At 55.3% G+C, this 19,026-nt stretch carries 14 protein-coding genes; 5 read left to right on the top strand and 9 right to left on the bottom strand.

All coding sequences use genetic code 11. The features are described 5' to 3' along the window. From SBO83_RS07295 to SBO83_RS07285, 3 genes are all read left to right on the top strand, one after another. A complete protein-coding gene (locus SBO83_RS07295; RefSeq protein ID WP_396131009.1) occupies positions 1 to 1,110 on the top strand; it encodes a Gfo/Idh/MocA family protein in 1,110 nt (369 codons plus the stop codon). Continuing rightward, the gene (locus tag SBO83_RS07290; RefSeq protein ID WP_396131008.1) at positions 1,103 to 1,501 is read left to right on the top strand and encodes a hypothetical protein; all 399 of its coding nucleotides are present in this window, start codon (positions 1,103 to 1,105) and stop codon (positions 1,499 to 1,501) included. Before SBO83_RS07295 ends, SBO83_RS07290 begins: the two co-directional genes overlap by 8 nt. A 253-nt stretch (positions 1,502 to 1,754) precedes the next feature. Next, a complete protein-coding gene (locus SBO83_RS07285; protein ID WP_396131007.1) occupies positions 1,755 to 2,039 on the top strand; it encodes an FkbM family methyltransferase in 285 nt (94 codons plus the stop codon). 4 nt (positions 2,040 to 2,043) lie between these two features. On the opposite strand, the gene SBO83_RS07280 is transcribed toward SBO83_RS07285, so the two are convergent. From SBO83_RS07280 to SBO83_RS07245, 8 genes are all read right to left on the bottom strand, one after another. Further along, a complete protein-coding gene (locus tag SBO83_RS07280; protein ID WP_396131223.1) occupies positions 2,044 to 3,189 on the bottom strand; it encodes a DegT/DnrJ/EryC1/StrS family aminotransferase in 1,146 nt (381 codons plus the stop codon). Between the two features lie 525 nt (positions 3,190 to 3,714). Beyond that, positions 3,715 to 4,053 carry a YegP family protein gene (locus tag SBO83_RS07275; RefSeq protein WP_396131006.1) on the bottom strand — a complete coding sequence of 113 codons (339 nt, stop codon included), beginning with the start codon at positions 4,051 to 4,053 and terminating at the stop codon, positions 3,715 to 3,717. Positions 4,054 to 4,213: 160 nt separating this feature from the next. Further along, the gene (baeR, locus tag SBO83_RS07270) at positions 4,214 to 4,933 is read right to left on the bottom strand and encodes an envelope stress response regulator BaeR (RefSeq protein WP_396131005.1); all 720 of its coding nucleotides are present in this window, start codon (positions 4,931 to 4,933) and stop codon (positions 4,214 to 4,216) included. Continuing rightward, entirely contained in the window at positions 4,934 to 6,319 is a 1,386-nt protein-coding gene (baeS, locus tag SBO83_RS07265) for an envelope stress sensor histidine kinase BaeS (RefSeq protein WP_353502919.1), read from the bottom strand. It lies immediately after the preceding gene. Continuing rightward, positions 6,316 to 7,791: a multidrug transporter subunit MdtD gene (gene mdtD / locus SBO83_RS07260; protein ID WP_396131004.1), complete on the bottom strand. Its 1,476-nt coding sequence runs from the start codon at positions 7,789 to 7,791 to the stop codon at positions 6,316 to 6,318. Before mdtD ends, baeS begins: the two co-directional genes overlap by 4 nt. Beyond that, a complete protein-coding gene (gene mdtC, locus SBO83_RS07255; RefSeq protein ID WP_396131003.1) occupies positions 7,788 to 10,904 on the bottom strand; it encodes a multidrug efflux RND transporter permease subunit MdtC in 3,117 nt (1,038 codons plus the stop codon). Before mdtC ends, mdtD begins: the two co-directional genes overlap by 4 nt. Then, a complete protein-coding gene (locus tag SBO83_RS07250) occupies positions 10,901 to 14,023 on the bottom strand; it encodes an MdtB/MuxB family multidrug efflux RND transporter permease subunit (protein ID WP_396131002.1) in 3,123 nt (1,040 codons plus the stop codon). Before SBO83_RS07250 ends, mdtC begins: the two co-directional genes overlap by 4 nt. Beyond that, complete coding sequence (locus SBO83_RS07245) at positions 14,023 to 15,282, bottom strand: MdtA/MuxA family multidrug efflux RND transporter periplasmic adaptor subunit (RefSeq protein ID WP_396131001.1); 1,260 nt, start codon at positions 15,280 to 15,282, stop codon at positions 14,023 to 14,025. The genes SBO83_RS07250 and SBO83_RS07245 overlap by 1 nt, the downstream gene beginning before the upstream one ends. 270 nt (positions 15,283 to 15,552) lie before the next feature. Between SBO83_RS07245 and SBO83_RS07240 the strand changes: the two genes are divergently transcribed. Beyond that, positions 15,553 to 16,509, top strand: coding sequence for an aldo/keto reductase (locus SBO83_RS07240; RefSeq protein WP_396131000.1), 957 nt, complete (start codon positions 15,553 to 15,555; stop codon positions 16,507 to 16,509). 58 nt (positions 16,510 to 16,567) lie between these two features. On the opposite strand, the gene yegD is transcribed toward SBO83_RS07240, so the two are convergent. Further along, complete coding sequence (yegD, locus tag SBO83_RS07235) at positions 16,568 to 17,920, bottom strand: molecular chaperone (protein WP_396130999.1); 1,353 nt, start codon at positions 17,918 to 17,920, stop codon at positions 16,568 to 16,570. Between the two features lie 221 nt (positions 17,921 to 18,141). Here yegD and alkA point away from each other — a divergent pair, with 221 nt between their 5' ends. Continuing rightward, positions 18,142 to 19,026, top strand: coding sequence for a DNA-3-methyladenine glycosylase 2 (gene alkA / locus SBO83_RS07230; RefSeq protein ID WP_396130997.1), 885 nt, complete (start codon positions 18,142 to 18,144; stop codon positions 19,024 to 19,026).

Below are 19,026 nucleotides of genomic sequence, written 5' to 3'. Positions count from 1 at the left end.
ATGAAAAAACCTTTGGATTTAGGTTTCATTGGTGGGGGCAAAAACTCCGCTATTGGAGAGGCACATAAAATCGCCTGTCAAATGGATGGCCATTTTAAATTAGTTGCAGGCTGCTTCAGCCGTAATAGCGAAATTAATACACAGACGGCTCTGGATTGGGGGATTAACACTGACCGCGTTTATCGCGATGCCCACGCATTTCTCGAGACGGAACATAAGAAGTTAGATGCGGTGGTTATTCTGACACCAACTCCCACGCATCGTGAAATCGTGATGGCATGCCTTGAATATGGTTTAACTGTTATTTGTGAAAAAGCACTGGTCAGCAATGTTCAGGATGCTTTGGATATTCAAAAAACCATCGGAAATTTGGATGGAAGGCTATATGTAACTTTCAATTATACCGGCTATCCGATGGTACGGGAGCTGCGTCAGCGTATTCAGACAGGCGAGCTGGGGAAAATTCAGCAAGTGATGGTTGAGATGCCGCAGGAGGGTTTTGCCCGAATGAGTATTGAAGGAAACGCTCCCTCTCCGCAGCCATGGCGCTGTGAAGATGCTGATATTCCTACGGTTTACCTTGACCTGGGTGTCCATCTTCATCAGTTAGTCGATTTTCTGACCAATAAGAATGCAAAGGATGTTTATGCCGTAAACAGCCATTTTGCTCTGGTCCCGGGCGTGGTTGATACTGTGAATATTGTTTCACGCTATGAGGATGACATGGTGTGTAACTACTGGTTTGGTAAAGCAGCGTTAGGTTACCGAAATGGATTGAAAATTCGCGTGTTTGGCGAAAAAGGAAGTGCTGAATGGCTGCAAATGGATCCGGAAATTTTGCGATTCAATAATGTGTATGGTGAAAATATACTGATTGACAGAACAGCGGCAAATAATTTAGTCGCATCACAATCGCGTTATTGTCGATTCAAGGCTGGGCATCCTGCCGGTTTTATTGAAGCATTTGCCAACTATTATGCAGATATCGCGGCAAGTCTTAATAATGAGAAAATATCATTCGCTATTGGTGCTGATGCAGCAATAAGAGGGTTGAATTTTTTAACTCAGGCTCAACGCAGCGCTACTCATAATAGTAAAGTAGATGTCTGATTTTCCATTTCATTATGTCCCTGTTATTTCTATTGAGGAGTTGATAGAAGGATCTGCGTATTATAACTATATTATCGCACTACAAATAGTTGATGATGAGAGGCTTGAATTATTAAAGGGAACTGCGAAGGAGATACTGGTATTCGACCCCGCCTTTATTGGCGTGAATACCACAAGATACTATACGGCCGATTTTTTCTTCGCCCATGCACAGCCCTTGGGCACTCTGTATGATGAATTATCGGATGATAAATCCCGGGCGAAAATGGTAGCATTTATCAATCAGCGAATCTGTGCAGAACGCAGCTACTGCCATACCGTTTATGAAGCGCAACATTATTTTCCTCAGAACGTGGTTCAATTAAAGGATAATGAGATTTTTATCGACTGAGCCTACAATGGTGACAGTATTGAAGCCTTTATGGCTGAAATTACCCGACAGAATAGAATGTTACCCCAGCGTATTATCGCCTTTGATCCTGATGATAAAAGTTTTTTCAGCTAACAGAAAATACAGGCTTAATGGATTTTTGCGAGTGTGTTAATAAAGGTGTTTGGGATAAAGAGTCTGTTCTGTATTTCCATTCAGGAAAAGATCTCTCTTCACATATTAATAGTGATGCAGCACAGGAAATTCTATTATCGTGGGTAGCATTGATGCGACTTTACAGGACGATGCAGCTACTTTCATCAAGATGGATGTCGAAGGTTCTGAACTCAAAGCCCTGCATGGTGCCACTGATACCATTAAATCGTACCAACCTGTTCTGGCAATCAGCGTCTACCATAAGCCAGAGGATCTGGTTACGATCCCGCAATTTATTAAATCTCTTTCACCAAACTACAGGTTTTATTTACGAGCCCATCATCCAGAGTTGTCCTTTGAATTAGTGCTTTATGCAATTCCTGTTGATCGTGTACTCGTTTAACTTTTTAAAAAACCCGTTCTGAAGAGGGGGTATGATGACTAACGCAAGCAGATGATTTCACCAACTCGCTGATCGTGACAACCTCATCATGGGTTAAATCAGGATAGATGGGTAAGCAAAGAACTTCATCCGCCACTGCGTTGGCAATTGGCAAATTTGTAGCTGTGGCACCCGAGCAATCACTATAAATCGGCAAATTCGATATTAATGGATAAAAATAGCGTCTTGCGTGCACCCCCGCCTCTTTCAGTTTGTCGTATAATGCGTCTCGCGTCAGAGGATATTCAGTGTTAACAAAAATAGGGAAATAACTGTAATTATGGGTCGCAGAATCCCATGGTTCAGGACTCCTGATCCCTGGAACTTCATTTAAAAGCTCGCGATATAAGCTATCAATGGCTTTACGTTTGGAAATAGCCTCATCAATATAATCCAACTGCAGTAATCCAAACGCCGCCTGAAGTTCATTCATCTTTCCATTGATACCTGATGCGACAATTTTAGTTTCATTAGCGAATCCAAAATTCTTCAAATAATCAATGCGCTTTTTCATATTAATGTCGTTACAAACGATTGCACCGCCCTCGAATGTATTGAACACTTTAGTTGCATGAAAACTCAGTACAGAAAGATCGCCATGCCTTAAAATTGAACCGCCTTCATCTGTAACCCCAAAGGCGTGAGCAGCGTCATAAATACAGCGCAAACCATAATTATTGGCAATTTCGCCAATTAACCTGGTGTTACAGCTACGGCCATAAACATGGACTGGCATGATTAAACTGGTTTTAGGTGTGATAGCCTGCTCAATTTTATGGGGGTTCATGCAGCAACTGTTTTTATCGATATCAACAAATACCGGCGTAAGATGATTCCAGATGACACTGTGTGCGGTGGCAACAAATGAGTAGGGCGTCGTGATCACTTCCCCCTGAATTCTTAGCGCCTGCATTGCTACAATAAGCGCTAATGTTGCATTGTTAAATAAGCAGACATAAGGCACGCCTAGATACTCAGCCAGAGCCGTTTCCAGTTTTTGGTGAAACGGGCCTCCATTGGTAAGGTTTTTGGACGCCCATATATCTTTCAAATACTCTAGATATTTATCTAAAGGTGGCATGAAGGGTTTTGTTACGGTTATTGCACTCATCTTTTCTGCGTCAGCTGTCTTCATTTGTTCCGCAATGCCTGTTATATGCTTTTGAAATGGATCGGTCGGAATTACCGCTATTAGCAATAGCTGTAACTCAGGACTTCATTGTTCACAATTCAGTAATAAAGAATGATTAAGCAAGTCCCATGCCATTAAATAAATTGTTTTATTTCAATGGGATGAAGAGAGCGGGAAAGGTGGGCTGGAAGAGGAGCTTCCGCTTATAGCGGAAAGGAAGTGGGCTTTACAGTCTCGGACTTCAATGAGGTGTTAAATGATATTTCTAAGGTAGTAAGTGCTTAGGGAGCATTCATTATTATTCAATAATGGGTAAATTCCCCATGTGACACTTATGGATACCCCAATGTAAAACCTGAAATTTGGTCATTTATCAATTGGGGTATCACTTAAGTGCCACTGAGGTGGGTATTTAATGTTTATATCACAGAGACTGATTTGACCATTAAATAGTCGTTGTAAAGGATGATTTGCCTTTCCAAGTCGCCCCATTTTCTGGTGAACCTAAGCGGTCAAATCACGGATATCCGTGGTTAGGCCGTTTTTCGTCACCGAGGCAATGCCTTTACGGGCCGAGGCTTCGGCGGTGTACATTTCGCTGACGCCGATAATCTGATGATTTTTCGCCTTGAGGACAAAATAGTGCTGACCGTCTTTTGCCGGTTTCACTTCGTACTGCTTCTCATCCGGGGAGTTAGTCTGCACTGAGGCAATACCATTCTCAGCAGAGGCCTTACTGGCGTACATTTCGCTGGTGAGAATAGTCTCGCCATTGCTCGCCTTTAAATTAAAGTGGAACTGTCCATTCTTGGCTTTCTTGAGTTCGTAGTGACCGGTAGCCATAAAAGTTTCTCCAGTGAGTGATTTCATCCAGAGATAAGTGTAGTTAATGGCTGATTTTTCACAGGCAGCACTCTGCCGCCTGATGTTTTTATAACTAAAACTGTGATCTGTTTAACAGACTCTCAGGTTCTTTACATTTATCAGCCGCCGGTAACGGCACTCAAATGAGCTGGCAGGGTTCGGCTTCCCAGCGATATCCCACGCCGTAAACCGCGCGAATAAAGGCCTTATCGCCGTCGATGGACTCCAGCTTGCGGCGCAGGTTCTTGATATGGCTGTCGATAGTTCTGTCGGTTACCACGCGGTAGTCATCGTATAAATTATTCAACAGCACTTCGCGGGTGAAGACGTAACCCGGTTTGACCGACAGGGTTTTCAGCAAGCGGAATTCTGCTGGGGTGAGATCCAACTCGTGGCCCTGATAGCTGGCCTGAAAGCAGGCTTCGTCAATATGCAGGCCGAAATCTTCGCTGACGCCCTCCACCGGGCGCACGCAGCGGCGCAAAATAACTTTGACCCGCGCCACTACTTCACGCGGGCTGTAAGGCTTACAGATATAGTCATCCGCGCCGATCTCCAGCCCCAGCAGGCGATCGATCTCTTCGGTTTTCGCCGTCACCATCATGATAGGAATGTCGGAGAACTGGCGAATGTCGCGGCAGATACTCAGGCCACTGATGCCCGGCAGCATTAAATCCAGCAGGATCATCGCCGGTGGGTTGGCTTTCACCAGCGGCACCACGTCGCTACCGTTGGACAACCACTGAGTGGCGTAACCTGCGGCTTCGAGGTAGTCCACCAGCAGCTGTCCTAGCTTTGGCTCATCTTCAACAATCAAAATTTTCAACGGCGCGTTGGCGGAGAGTGTGGAGTCGTTCATTCAGTTTCTCTGTCCATGTGGGATCGAAAGCGGCAGGCAAATCGTCATACAGACGCCGCCGGAAGGTGAATGGCTAGCGCTAATCCGCCCGCCGTGGGCTTCGACAATGTTCTGGCAAATCGCCAGTCCGAGGCCGGAGCCGCCGCTGGCGCGGTTGCGTGAACCTTCGGTACGGTAAAATCGTTCGAAGATGCGCTGAAGCTGCTCGTCGCTGATGCCCGGCGCGCTGTCCTGAAAGCAAATATGCAGCGATTTGTCTTTTTTGCTGGCGATGATTTCCAGACCGCCACCGGGATCAGTATAGCGCAGGCTGTTTTCCAGCAAATTATTGAACAGTTGGGAAAGGCGCTGCGGATCGCCGAACAGCAGCACTTTTTCCGGCAGTTGGGTAGTTAGGGTCAACTGCTTTTGCTGGAAACGGTCACGGAAACCGGCCTCGGCCAGTTGGATCAGATGAACAATGTCGATCTCTTCTTTGCGATAGGCCAGCGCCCCCGCGTCTGATAGCGACAGCTGATGCAGATCATCCACCAGCTTGGTCAGAATCGACACCTCGGACTGGAGCGAGCCGAGTGAGTCGAGCGACATCTTGCGCACGCCGTCCTGCATCGCCTCCAGCTCGCCGCGCAGCACCGCCAGCGGAGTGCGCAGCTCGTGGGAGATATCGGCCATAAAGGCCCGGCGCATCTGCTCATTCTTCTCGAGGGTGGTCGCCAGCTGATTGAAGTCCTGCGCCAGCTTGCCCAGCTCATCCTGACTGTCCACTTTAACGCGGGTGCTGAAATTGCCCGCTGCCAGCTGGTGCGTACCCTTCACTAAACGTTTAACCGGCGCCAACATGCCGCGTGACAGCAGCCAAGTGACCGCCGCTGCCAGCAGGGCGGTGAAACCGACGATGATCCAACTGGTGCGATTCTGCTGGCGATCAAAGTTGATGTCGGCATTGCGCGTCAGGCGTTCGGCGGGGGTCGACAGCACGGTGCCGATAGTCACGCCGTTCACCACCATCACGCGGCGCGGGCCGCGCATGTCCGGCGGGATCGGGTAGTCGGAGCCGCCAATGCGCTGGTCATGGCTGTCGAGGATCCAGAACTTGGTGCGCCAGCCCTGTGGCGGCAGGCTGCTGCCGTTGCTCTGCTCAAACGAACGCATAATCTGGTAGATCAGCTTGTCGTTTTTTTGCAAAAACTCCCAGTTGCCGTGCTGCTTGTACTGGTCTTGCAGGGTGTCAGCCAACAGCTCGACGCGCTGCTCATTGCTCTGGCGGATATAGTCGATGAATCCGCGTTCGAAGCTCATCCTCACGCCCCAGTTCATGGTGATTAACACCAAGCCGCAGGTGAAGAAGATAGCCATAAACAGCTTGGCGGTGATTCCTGGTCTCATGATTTTCTCATCGGATCGGGTGAGCCTGCTTGCGCGCGGCGACGGTCAATCAGGGCATTTTTTCGGTCATCGTTCGGCACGCGGGAGAAAATCCACGCCGGAATAGCGATAACCAAGGCCATGCATAAATAGCAATATAGGAAGGCGGTGTGCATATTCTCGCTGCCCGCCTGCACCTGCTGATGGGCGAACAGGCCGAGGAAGATACCGGCGACGCTCACCCCGACGCTCATTGACAGCTGCATAATCATCGATAGCAGGCTGTTGCCGCTGCTGGCAAGGCGCGGCGGCAGGTCTTTCAGCGTCAGCGTGTTCATCGACGAGAAGCGCAGCGAGTTCACCATCCCTTGGAAGAACAGCACGATAGGGATCATCCAGAACGCGCCGTAAATGGCAATCAGTGGGAAGATCAGGGTTATCAAGGCCAGCAGCAGCGTAGCGGTGACCAGCGCCCGGCGATACCCCAGTTTGTTCACCAGCCGCACCACCACGCGCTTCATGCCCATGCTGCCGAGCACCATCGGCACCATCATCAGACCGGCGTGGAAAGGCGTGAAGCCGAGGCCGAGCTGTAAAAAGACCGGCGTCATAAAGGGCAACATGCCGCTGCCGATGCGGCCAAAGAAGCTGCCAATCAGGCCAATTTTAAAGGTGGCGGTGTGGAACAGGCGCAGGGAGAACAGGGCGGAGAGATTGCCGCGCGCGTGCAGCCAGTAAATGCCGAGCGATGCCAAACCCACCGCCACCAGCAGCGCCAGCTGCCAGCCCGAAAGCCCCAGCCCACGGCTACCGTCCAGCGCCAGCGTTAGCGTCGCCATGCCAATCGCCAGCATCACAAAGCCGCTGATGTCGAAGCGCCGGGTCTGCATCTGGTAATTGGGGATAATCATGATGGTGGCGATACAACCGGCGATGCCCACTGGCAGATTAATCAGGAAGATCCAGTGCCAGCTGGCGTACTCCACCAAAAAGCCGCCGAGCGCCGGGCCAAGCAGCGGGCCGACCTGTCCGGGCAGCGTCACCATGGTCATCGCCGCCATATATTCACTGCGCGGCACGATTTTCAGCACCGTCAGCCGCCCGACCGGCACCATCATCGCGCCCCCCACGCCTTGCACCACGCGGGACATCACCAGCTCCTGTAAGCTGGAGGACTGCGCGCAGAGCAGCGAGCCGACGGTGAACAGCACAATCGCCGAGAAGAACACCCATTTGACGCCAATACGGTCGGCCAGCCAGCCGCTGGCGGGCAGCATCACCGCCACGGTCAGCACGTAGGCCACCACCACGCTGTGCATATGCAGCGGGTTTTCACCCAGACTGACCGCCATCGATGGCAGGGCGGTATTGACGATGGTGGTGTCGAGCGCTTGCATAAAGAAGCCGAAGGCGACAATCCACAGCTGCCAGCGAACCGAGGGCGGCAAAGGTGCGGGTGGGGGTGTTTCTGTTATCTCTGTCGGTGAAGTCATAAATCCGTATCCGCCAATGGCGCAATTTTGGTTGTTGTTGTTGAGTTAGGACTAAAGCGGCTGCGCAATCGGTCAAAGAACAGGTAAACCACCGGCGTGGTGTAAAGCGTCAGTAGCTGGCTCATCGCCAGACCGCCGACAATGGTGATGCCGAGTGGCTGGCGGAGTTCTGCACCATCGCCCGAGGTGAGAACCAGCGGCAGCGCGCCAAACAGCGCCGCCAGCGTAGTCATCATGATTGGCCTAAAACGCAGCAGGCAGGCCTGAAAGATAGCTTCGCGGGCGGTGAGTTGGCCGCGCCTTTGCGCATCAAGCGCGAAATCCACCATCATAATCGCGTTCTTTTTCACGATACCAATCAATAACATAATGCCGATCAGAGCAATCAGGCTGAAGGGCGCGCCAAACAGCTCCAGCGCCAGCAGCGCACCCACGCCGGCTGACGGCAGGGTAGACAATATCGTCAGCGGGTGAATGTAACTCTCATATAATATGCCCAACACAATATACACCGTGGCAATGGCGGCGATAATCAGCAAGAGCTGGGAACGCAGCGTTTCCTGGAATACCTGCGCCGTGCCGGCGAACTGGCCGTGAATGGTTGCAGGCACGCCGAGCTGAGTCATGGTGCGCTCAATCGCCGCCGAGGCGTCCGACAAGCTGCCGCCTTCCGGCAGGTTAAACGATATCGTTCCCGCCGCCGACATCCCCTGATGGTTGACCTGCAACGGCGCGCTGGCGGGCTGCCACTTGGCAAAATCAGACAGCGGGATCGATTTCCCCTCGCTGTTGATAATAAACATTTTGCTCAGCGAACTGACATCCTGGGTGTACTGGGGTGCGACTTCCATCACCACTTTGTACTGATTGAGCGGCTGGTAGATGGTGGAAATCTGCCGCTGGCCGAAGGCGTTGTTGAGCAAGGCGTTGGCAGCCGAAATGGAGATCCCCAGCCGGGCCATGGTGGCACGGTCATAGGTCAGCTGCATCTCTGCGCCTTTATCCTGCTGGTCGGAACTGACGTCGGCCAGCTCCGGCAGGTTGGTCAGCGCGTCGGTGACTTTCGGCACCCACTGGCGTAAATCCTGCAAATTGTCCGACAGCAGCGTGTATTGGTAGCTGGCGTTGCCCTGCCGCCCGCCGACCCGCACGTCCTGCACCGCCGACAGGTAAAGCCCCGCGCCCGGCTCTTGGGCGGCGGCCACGCGAATGCGGGCAATCACCTCTTGGGCATTGCTTTTTCGCTCGGACAGCGGCTTGAGCGAAATAAACATCATGCCGCTGTTGGTGCGCGATCCGCCGGTGTAGCCGGTGACGTTGGCGACGTCTTGGTCCTGACTGACGATACGAATAAAGTCCGACATTTTGCCGCGCATCGCCTGAAACGAAATGCTCTGGTCAGCCTGAATAAAGCCCATCAGCCGCCCGGTGTCCTGCTCGGGGAAGAAGGTTTTGGGAATCGAAATATAGAGCCAAACGTTGAGGGCGATGGTCGCCAGCAGCACCACGCCTACCCAGCGGGCGTGGTTGAGCACCCAGTTCAGCGAGCGCCCGTAGCCCTGCTGCATGCGCAGCAACAGGCTAGTCAGCCCGCGCTTTTTCGGCTGTTTTGGCACAGAGGAGGCGCGTAGCGTCCAGGCGCACATCATCGGCGTTAAGGTCAGTGAGACGACCAGCGATATGCCGATAGCCACAGAAAGCGTCACGGCAAATTCGCGGAACAGGCGCCCCGGCAAGCCACTCATCAACAGCAGCGGGATAAACACCGCCACCAGTGAAACGCTCATCGATAGCACGGTAAAACCCACTTCCTTCACCCCTTGTAGGGCGGCGTTCATTGGTTTCATCCCCGCTTCGATATGCCGAGAAATATTCTCCAGCACCACGATAGCGTCATCCACCACAAAGCCGGTGGCGATGGTCAACGCCATCAGCGACAGGTTATTGAGGCTAAAGCCGCACAGATACATGGCGGCGAAGGTGCCGATCAGTGAAACCGGCACCGCCACGGCGGGAATAAGCGTGGCGCGACCCGAGCGCAGGAACAGGAACACCACCAGAATCACCAGCCCGACAGCGATGGTCAGCGAGGTTTCGACCTCTTCCAGCGAGGCGCGAATGGTGGGCGAGCGATCCTGCGCCACCTGCATGTCGATAGAGGCGGGCATGGATTCGCGCAGGGCCGGAAGCTCGGCGCGGATCCTATCAATGGTGGCGATGATATTGGCGTCGGCGCTGCGGCGGATCACCAACAAAATCGCCGGGCGCACGCTGCCGTCGGCCAGACTGGTTTGCCCGGCATTGCGCTGATCCTGCACACCATCGGTGACAGTGGCGACATCGCTCAGGCGCACGGTGTTGCCATTGCTGACGTGGATCACCAGCGGCGCGTACTCTTTGGCGGTTTTCAGCGCGTCGTTGGTGCGGATTTGCCAGTGCGAATTGCCATCTTCCAGCGCGCCCTGCGGCTTGCGCACGTTGGCGGCGGCAATGGTCTGGCGCACCGCGTCAAGGGAGACGCCCTGATTAAACAGGGCTTCCGGGTTGAGATCGACCCTCACCGCCGGTAAAGAACTGCCGCCGACCGTGACGTCGCCCACGCCGTCCATCTGCGAAATGGTCTGCGCCAACTGGGTAGAGGCGTAGTCGTAAAGCTGGCCCTGACTGTATGTATCGGAGGTCAGGGTAATTATCATGATGGGCGCGTCGGACGGGTTGGCTTTGCGATAGGTCGGGCGGCTCGGCATGCCCGAAGGCAGCAGGCTCTGCGCGGCATTAATCGCCGCCTGCACGTCGCGCGCCGCGCCGTTGATGTCTCGGTCAAAGTCGAATTCGAGCGTGATGCGGGTGCTGCCGAGCGTGCTGGTGGAGGTCATTTCATTCACCCCGGCAATGGTGCCCAAGGTGCTCTCCAGAGGCGTAGCCACCGAGGCGGCCATGGTTTCCGGGTCAGCCCCCGGCAGTGACGCGGTGACCGAAATCACCGGGTAATCCACCTGCGGCAGCGGCGCGACCGGCAGCAGGCGGAACCCCAAAATCCCCGCCAGCAGAATAGCTAGCGTCAGCAGGGTAGTGGCCACCGGGCGATGGATAAACAGTGCGAAAACCTTCATCCGTCAGTCCGTGGGTGGCTGGTGCGAGGGCGAACGCGGCGCGCCAGTTTATCAAACAGCAGGTAAATCACCGGCGTGGTGAACAGGGTCAGCACCTGACTGACAATCAGCCCGCCGACCATGCAGATCCCCAGCGGGCGGCGCAGTTCGGCACCCACGCCGGTGCTGAGCATCAGCGGCAGCGCGCCGAGCAGCGCCGCCAGCGTGGTCATCAAAATCGGCCTAAAGCGCAGCAGGCAGGCTTGGTAAATGGCCTCGTACGGTGTCATCCCCTGATCGCGCTCGGCGGCCAGTGCGAAGTCGATCATCATGATGGCGTTCTTCTTCACGATACCAATCAGCAAAATGATGCCGATGATGGCAATCACGTCCAACTCGCTGCCCGCCAGCATCAGGGCCAGCAGCGCCCCGACCCCCGCCGTCGGCAGAGTCGAAAGGATGGTGACGGGGTGAATAAAGCTCTCATAAAGCACCCCGAGCACGATGTACATCGCCACTACCGCCGCCAAGATCAGCCACAGCGTGCTGCCGAGTGCGGCTTCAAACGCCAGCGTCGCCCCCTGGAACTGCACGCTGATATCCGCAGGCATCGCCAGATTTTGCTGGGTGTGTTTAATTGCCTCAACCGCCTCGCCGAGTGAGTAACCCGGCGCGACGTTAAACGACACGCTGGCCGACAGGAACTGGTCGAGGTGATTGACCGACAGCGCGGTTTTTCGCTGCTCGAACTGGGCGATGGCGCTGAGCGGAATACTGTTGCCGTTGCTGCCATTGAGGCGAATATCCTGCAACGCGCTAAAGCCCGGCGTTTGCGCCGTGTCGTGCACCAGCACCACGCGGTACTGGTTGGCCTGCGTATAGATGGTGGAAATCAGCCGCTGGCCGAAGGCGTTATACAGCGCGTTATCGACGTCGGTCAGGCTGATGCCCAACCGGCTGGCGCTGTCGCGATCGACCTTGATATAGGCTTCCAGCCCCTGATCCTGCCAGTCGCTGCTGACGTCCTGCAGCTGCGGCAGGCTGCGCAACTGCTCCAACAGCTGCGGCACCCAGCGTCCCAGCGAATCCGTGGTCAGCGTTTGCAAGGTGAACTGGTATCGGGTGCGGGCGACCTGCGTGTCGATGGTCAAATCCTGCACCGGCTGGAGATAAAGATCGACCCCCGGCACCTTGGCGACCTCGTCGCGCAGGCGCGGAATAATGGTATCAACGCGATCGCTGCGATCGCTCAACGGCTTCAAAGCTATCTGCAAACGGCCGGTATTCAGCGTCGGGTTGGCGCCGTCCACGCCGATAAACGAGGTCAGGCTTTCGACATCCGGGTCTTGCAGCAAAATCGCCGCCACCTGCTGCTGGCGCTCTGCCATATTGCTAAAGGAAACCGACTGCGGCGCGACCAAAGTACCTTGAATCAGGCCGTTATCCTGCACCGGGAAGAAGCCCTTAGGGATGAGTAAATAGAGCAGGGCGGTGAGCGCCAGCGTGCCCAGCGCCACGCCGAGGGTTAGCCACTGGTGGCGCAGCACCACGGTCAGCCCGCGACCGTAAGTGGCAATCACCCGCTCGAACATGCGTTCAGAAGCGCGCGAGAAACGGTTCTGTTTGCGCAGCGATTCGTGGCTGAGCATGCGGGCGCACATCATCGGGGTCAGGGTCAGCGACACCACGGCGGAGATCAGAATGGCTATCGCCAGCGTGACGGCAAACTCGCGGAAAAGCCGTCCGACGATATCGCCCATAAACAGCAGCGGGATCAGCACCGCAATCAGCGAGAAGGTCAGGGAGATGATGGTGAAGCCGATTTCGCCAGCCCCTTTTAGCGCGGCATTGAGCGGCGTTTCGCCCTTTTCGATATAGCGCGAAATGTTTTCGATCACCACGATGGCGTCATCCACCACGAAACCGGTGGCGATGGTCAGGGCCATTAGAGTCAGGTTATTGACTGAAAAACCGAGGAAATACATTGCGGCAAAGGTGCCAATCAGCGACAGCGGCACGGCCACGCTGGGGATAAGCGTCGCCGCCATATTGCGCAAAAACAGGTACATCACCATCACCACCAGCGCGACGGAGAGCAGCAGTTCGAACTGCACGTCGCTCACCGAGTGGCGAATGGTCACGGTGCGGTCAGTCACCAGCTTTACCTTGACCGATTTCGGCAAGTTCTCTTGCAGGGTCGGCAGGATATTGCGAATGCTGTCCGCCGTGGTGATCACGTTGGCCCCCGGCTGGCGCTGAATATTGAGCACGATGGCGGGTTTTTTATCGGCCCAGGCCGCCAGTTTGTCGTTTTGCGCCCCTTGTTCAATCTCCGCGATGTCCTGCAATCTGACCGGCGCGCCGTTTTGATAGCTGACCACCAGCGCGCGATAGTCGGCGGCGCTTTTCATCTGATCATTGGCTGATAGCGTCACCGAGCGCTCCGGCCCGTCGAAGCTGCCTTTGGCCGAATTGACGTTGGCTGCCGCAATCGCCGTGCGCACCTCTTCGCTGGTTAAACCCAGTGCCGCCATGGCGGGCGCGTTGAGTTTGACGCGCACCGCCGGGCGCTGACCGCCGGAAATACTCACCCGGCCGACGCCGCTGACCTGCGCCAGCTTTTGCAGCACGCGGGTTTCCACCAAGTCTTCTACCTCCGTCATTGCCATCGCGCTAGAGGTCACCGCCAGCGTCATGATTGGCGGGTCAGCCGGGTTAACTTTGCTATAAACCGGCGGGTTCGGCAGGTCGGTCGGCAGCAAGTTGGTGGCGGAGTTGATGGCTGCCTGCACCTCCTGCTCGGCGACGTCCAGCGACAGGTCGAGGCCAAACTGCAAGGTGATAACTGACGCGCCGCCGGAGCTTTGCGACTGCATCTGTTTCAGGCCGGACATCTGCCCAAACTGGCGCTCCAGCGGGGCGGTAATGGCGGACGTAGTGACGTCGGGGCTGGCGCCGGGATAGAGCGTCACCACCTGAATGGTCGGGTAATCCACCTCCGGCAGCGCGGCGACCGGCAGGGCGCGATAGCCAATAATGCCCGCCAACAAAATGGCGATCATCAGCAGCGTGGTGGCGACCGGGCGGAGGATAAACAGGCGGGAAGGGCCGCCCTGTGGTCTGTCTGGCATCACCTGCATCAGGAAGAGGACCTCTGGCGATGGTGTTTGCCCGCGTGTTTCTCAGCGTTTTTCTCCGCCTCGGCGGCCTGCGCGGCGGTTTGCGGCGCAATCACTTCCACGGTCGCGCCTTCCGTCAGACGGTCAATGCCGTCAGTGACCACGTTTTCCCCGGCACTCAGTCCGCCGGTTATCACGGTTTGTTGGCTGTCTTGTGTGCCGGTGGTAACAATGTGTTTGCTGACTTTCTTCTCATTGTCCACCACCCAGACGAAGTGGCCTTCGTTGCCCATCTGCACGGCGGCGGTCGGCACCACTACGGCGTTTTGCAGGGTGCCGATTTTCAACCGCGCGTTGACGAATTGGTTAGGAAACAGCGCGTTATCCTGATTGTCGAACCGCGCTTTCAGCTTGATTGTGCCGGTGGTCGGGTCGATTTGGTTATCCAGCGTCAGCAGCTGGCCCTGAGTTAAGAGGTGCTGATTGGTTCTGTCCCAAGCTTCCACCACCAGGGGTTGACCTGCGCGCTGCGCCTCAACAATGGTGCTGATGTTGGCTTCGGGCAGAGTGAAAACGGCGTCAATCGGTTGGGTTTGGGTGAGAATAACAATGCCGGTGGTATCGCCGCTGGAGATAATATTGCCGATATCCACCTGTTTAAGCCCGACGCGGCCATTGATTGGCGAGGTAATTTTGCTGTAGGTCAGTTGCAGCTTGGCGCTGTCCACCGCGCCTTTGTCCACGGCCACCGCGCCTTCGCTCTGGCGAACCAGCGACTGCTGGGTGTCCAGCTCCTGGCGCGAAACCAGATTGGTTTTCACCAGTTGCTGATAACGGGCCAAATCGCGGCGGGCGTTTTCCAGCGTGGCCTGATCTTTGTCGAGCTGGCCCTGTGCCTGCGTCAGTTGAACCTGAAACGGTCGCGGGTCGATTTCCGCTAGCAGGTCACCGGCTTTCACCTGCTGCCCTTCGGTAAAGTGCAGCGCCATCAGCTGGCCGTCCACCCGGCTGCGCACCGTCACGGTGTTGGACGCCGTTACCGTGCCTAGCCCACTGAGATATTGCGGCACCGATTTTTCCACCGCCAGCGCGGCCTGCACCGGCGGCATCGGCATATTGCGACGACCCCCGCCGGAGCCTGAGGCGCGTTTCTGCTGGGTTGCGCCTGGCGCATTGTTGCCCGACGCCGAAGATTTATCGACATAGAAATACCATACCGCCAGCGCGGCAATGACCAATACCAGCAAAGTAATAAACAGTCTCAGAGGGCTTTTTCGCACAGTATGGGTTTTCCCTTGGTAGATAAATCTTATTAATTAAAGGGTAGCAATGATTTCCGCCGATCTACGGGCGTTTTTCGGTTCTTTTAGGGGTGATATTGTAGCCAGCAGGGGGCAGTGAAAAATGGAGGAAATAAGGAGAGATTTTCATAATTTGTGTAAATAAGGCCTTATCCTGCCTGACTTTTTTTGAACCAATGCTACTGTTATTGTTCACCTTAAAATAGTTAATAAGCGAAGCATTATTCACGTCAGAAAAAGGGAAACGTTATGAGTAAAAGAGAATTAGGTCGTTCAGGAATTCAGGTGCCAGTGCTCACTTTTGGTGGCAACGTATTTGGCTGGACGGCGGACGAATCCACATCTTTTAGCCTTCTCGACGCCTTACTTGACCATAAGCTTAATTTTATTGATACCGCCGATGTCTATTCCAGCTGGGTTGAAGGCCACAGCGGCGGCGAATCAGAAACTATTATCGGCAAATGGCTAAAAAAAACCGGCAAGCGCGACCAGATTATTTTGGCGACCAAGGTCGGCAAGCCGATGGGCGAGGGCAAAGTAGGCCTATCGCCGCGCTACATTAAACAGGCGGTTGAAGCTTCTTTGAAGCGCCTGCAAACCGACCATATTGACCTCTACCAGTCGCACGATGACGACGCCGACACGCCATTAGCCGAGTCGATGGCGGCCTTCGACGCCTTGATTAAAGAGGGCAAGGTGCGCGCCATTGGTGCCTCGAACTACAGCGCGCCGCGCCTGGCGGAAGCCTTGAAGGTGAGTAAAGAGAACGGCTTGGCGCGCTATGAAACCCTGCAACCGCTCTACAACCCTTATGACCGCAAAGTCTACGAAGAAGCGTTAGAGAAGGTGGTGACGGACAACGGTCTGGGCGTGATCAACTTCTATGGCCTTGCCGCTGGCTTCCTGACCGGGAAGTACCGCACCAAGGCAGATGCCAGCAAAAGTAAGCGCGGCGAGTCGGTGGTTGAGCGCTACCTGAATGAGCGCGGACTGAAGGTGCTGGCAGCACTCGACAGCGTGGCGGAGAAACATGGCGTCAAGCCGGGGCAGGTGGCGCTGGCGTGGCAAATCGCCCGCCCGAGCATCACCTCGCCAATTGTCAGCGCGACCTCCCTCGAGCAGCTAGACGAGCTGGCAACGGCCGCCACCTTGAAACTCGATGATGCCGATATTGCGTTGATCAATGAAGGCAGTCGCTGGGAATAAGTCAGCCAGCGAGAAACAAAAAAACCGCCCGAGGGCGGTTTTTTATTGCGGCTAAATCTTAGCGGAACAGCGTTTGTGCCCAGCGCGCCAAACCGGCGGTGACCGAGCCAAAGTCGTTGCCACCGACCAGTGGGATGCCCGGCAGCTGTGCCTGTAACGCGGCGCGCAGCAGCGGCGAACGGGCGCTGCCGCCGGTCAGGTAGATCACGTCAGGCTTAATGTCGCTGGTTGAAAGCGCCAGATTAACCTGCTCCTGAATACGCTCCAGCGGCTGGGCGATGGCCTCGCTCAACTGCTGCTGGCTGATGCTTTCCGCCAGACCGGCTTCGATAAACTCCAGTCCGGCGATCACGCTTTCACGCTCCGACAGCGCAATTTTGCTCTCTTCCGCGGCGCGTACCAGACGGTAGCTCAGACGCTGCTGGTGGACTTTCAGCAGGCGCTTCACTTGTTCAGGCTGCGCGGCGTCGCGAATCAAATCGCGCAGCATGCGGCCATTGGCGACGCTGTAGAAATCGGCCTGCGCCGGCACGTCGTTGGTCGCCACCGCGTTCCAATAAGGCAGTGCGGGAATGGCGATCCCCTTGGTCATTTCAGTGCCCATGCCCAGTTGTGGAGTCAACTGTTTGAAGGCGGTCATGATGTCGAGGTCGTTACCGCCAACGCGGCAGCCGCTGTGCCCCAGCAAACTCTGCTGGCGTTCGGCTTTATCACGCCACTGCGGGCCCATCAGCAACACCGAGCAGTCGGTAGTACCACCGCCGATATCCACCACCAGCACGGTTTTCTCTTCTGTCAGCGTGGCTTCGAAATCCAGCCCCGCCGCGACGGGTTCAAACTGGAAGGCGATATCACGGAAGCCCGCGCGTTCGGCAGCGCGTTGCAAAATGCCCTGCGCCTGACGGTTCGCCTCTTCGCCACCCATCCCCTGAAAGTTGATCGGGCGACCAATCACCGTCTGCTCGATGCTCTGCTGCAAAGCAGATTCAGCCTGACGCTTGATGTGGAACATCATGGCGCAGACCAAGTCTTCGAACAGGGCAATTTGTTGCGGTTTCAAGCCATTAGCGCCCAAGAAGGATTTCGGCGAGCGCACGAAATAGACTTCTTCCGGGTCTTCCATATAAGTAGAAAGCGCGTGCAAGCCAAAGTTAACGCTGTTGGCGTTGACCGGAATATCTTCTTCCCGGTTAAAACTGATACTGCGGCGCAGCAGAGCTAAATTCTCATCGCTGCCCGTCGGAACCTGCCCATGACGGTTCAGCCATTCGCTGACCGCTTCACGCGTAGGCGCACAGAGCATGGAGGGTAAATAAGGATCGTTGTTTTCCAACGCCAATAAGTGGGCGTCATTGCCGCGCATCACTGCTACCGAGCAATTCGCTGTGCCGTAGTCAAATCCAATAAACATCACGGTTCCCCATGCCAAAGAAGGGGGGGGACTTTATGTGGTTTTGGTTTTAATTTCAAATTTAAGTGTGGGGTTGGAGCTTACAGTGGATGTTGCTTTGCTCCCTCCCCTTGCCTGAGGAGGAGTAACATCAGACTGGGAGTTTAAAAGCAAAAGACGCATTTGAAACTCCCGCTTTTTTCCTGTTACCTTTAATTTCCAAAAACAAATAGGCCCGCCCCGTGACTAAACCCCGCTACCTCCCTTATACGCCGCCTTACGACTGGGACTGGATGACCTCCTTCCTTGGCGCTCGCGCCTTAACGGGCGTTGAACAGATGCTGGATGGCTTCTACCAGCGCACGCTGCTAGTGCAGTCTGAAACCGGCACTATTGCGGGGTGGCTGCGGTTACGGCCATTGCCGGAAAGAAACTGCGTGGAGCTGTTTATCTCGCCGTCGCTCGAGCCGGTTGCTGAACGCGTCGAGCGGCAGGTTAGTTTACTGTTGGATTTAGAGGCTGACCCGCACCTGATTGCCGCGGGACTGGGGAAGCTGGCGCAAAACAACGTTGGGCTGCGGCTGCCGGGCTGTATCAATCGGTTTGAACTGACGGTGCGGGCGATCCTCGGCCAACTGGTGAGTGTCAAAATGGCGGCCACGCTGGCGACGCGGCTGACGCAAAACTGGGGGCAGCCGGTGGAAACGCCTTTCGCCGGGCTGACACACCTGTTCCCGACGCCAGAGCGCATTGCTCAACTGAGCGTGGATGACCTGCGCGGGATTGGGGTTCAGGCTAAGCGGGCGGCGTGCTTGATTGGCGTGGCGCAGGCGGTGGCGGAGGGCTGCCTGTCGTTGGATAACATGCCGGATGTGCAACAGGGTGTGAAACAGCTGCTGGCGATGCCGGGGATTGGCGGCTGGACCGCCAGCTATATCGCCATGCGGGCCTGGTCAGCGCCGGACGTTTTTCTCGGCACCGACTACCTGATCAAGCAGCGTTTTCCTGACACGACGCCGGGCAAAATCGCCCGCTACGCCCAGCGTTGGCAGCCGTGGCGCACTTACGCCACCTTGCATCTGTGGGCCAATAATGACTTTTTACCCGACGATGAGCCGCAGACGTAA

This window comes from Ewingella allii (assembly GCF_044430645.1).
Taxonomy (GTDB): Bacteria; Pseudomonadota; Gammaproteobacteria; order Enterobacterales; family Enterobacteriaceae; genus Ewingella; species Ewingella allii.
The sequence above is the reverse complement of the archived record's forward strand: the minus strand, read 5'-3'. Positions and strand labels throughout refer to the sequence as shown.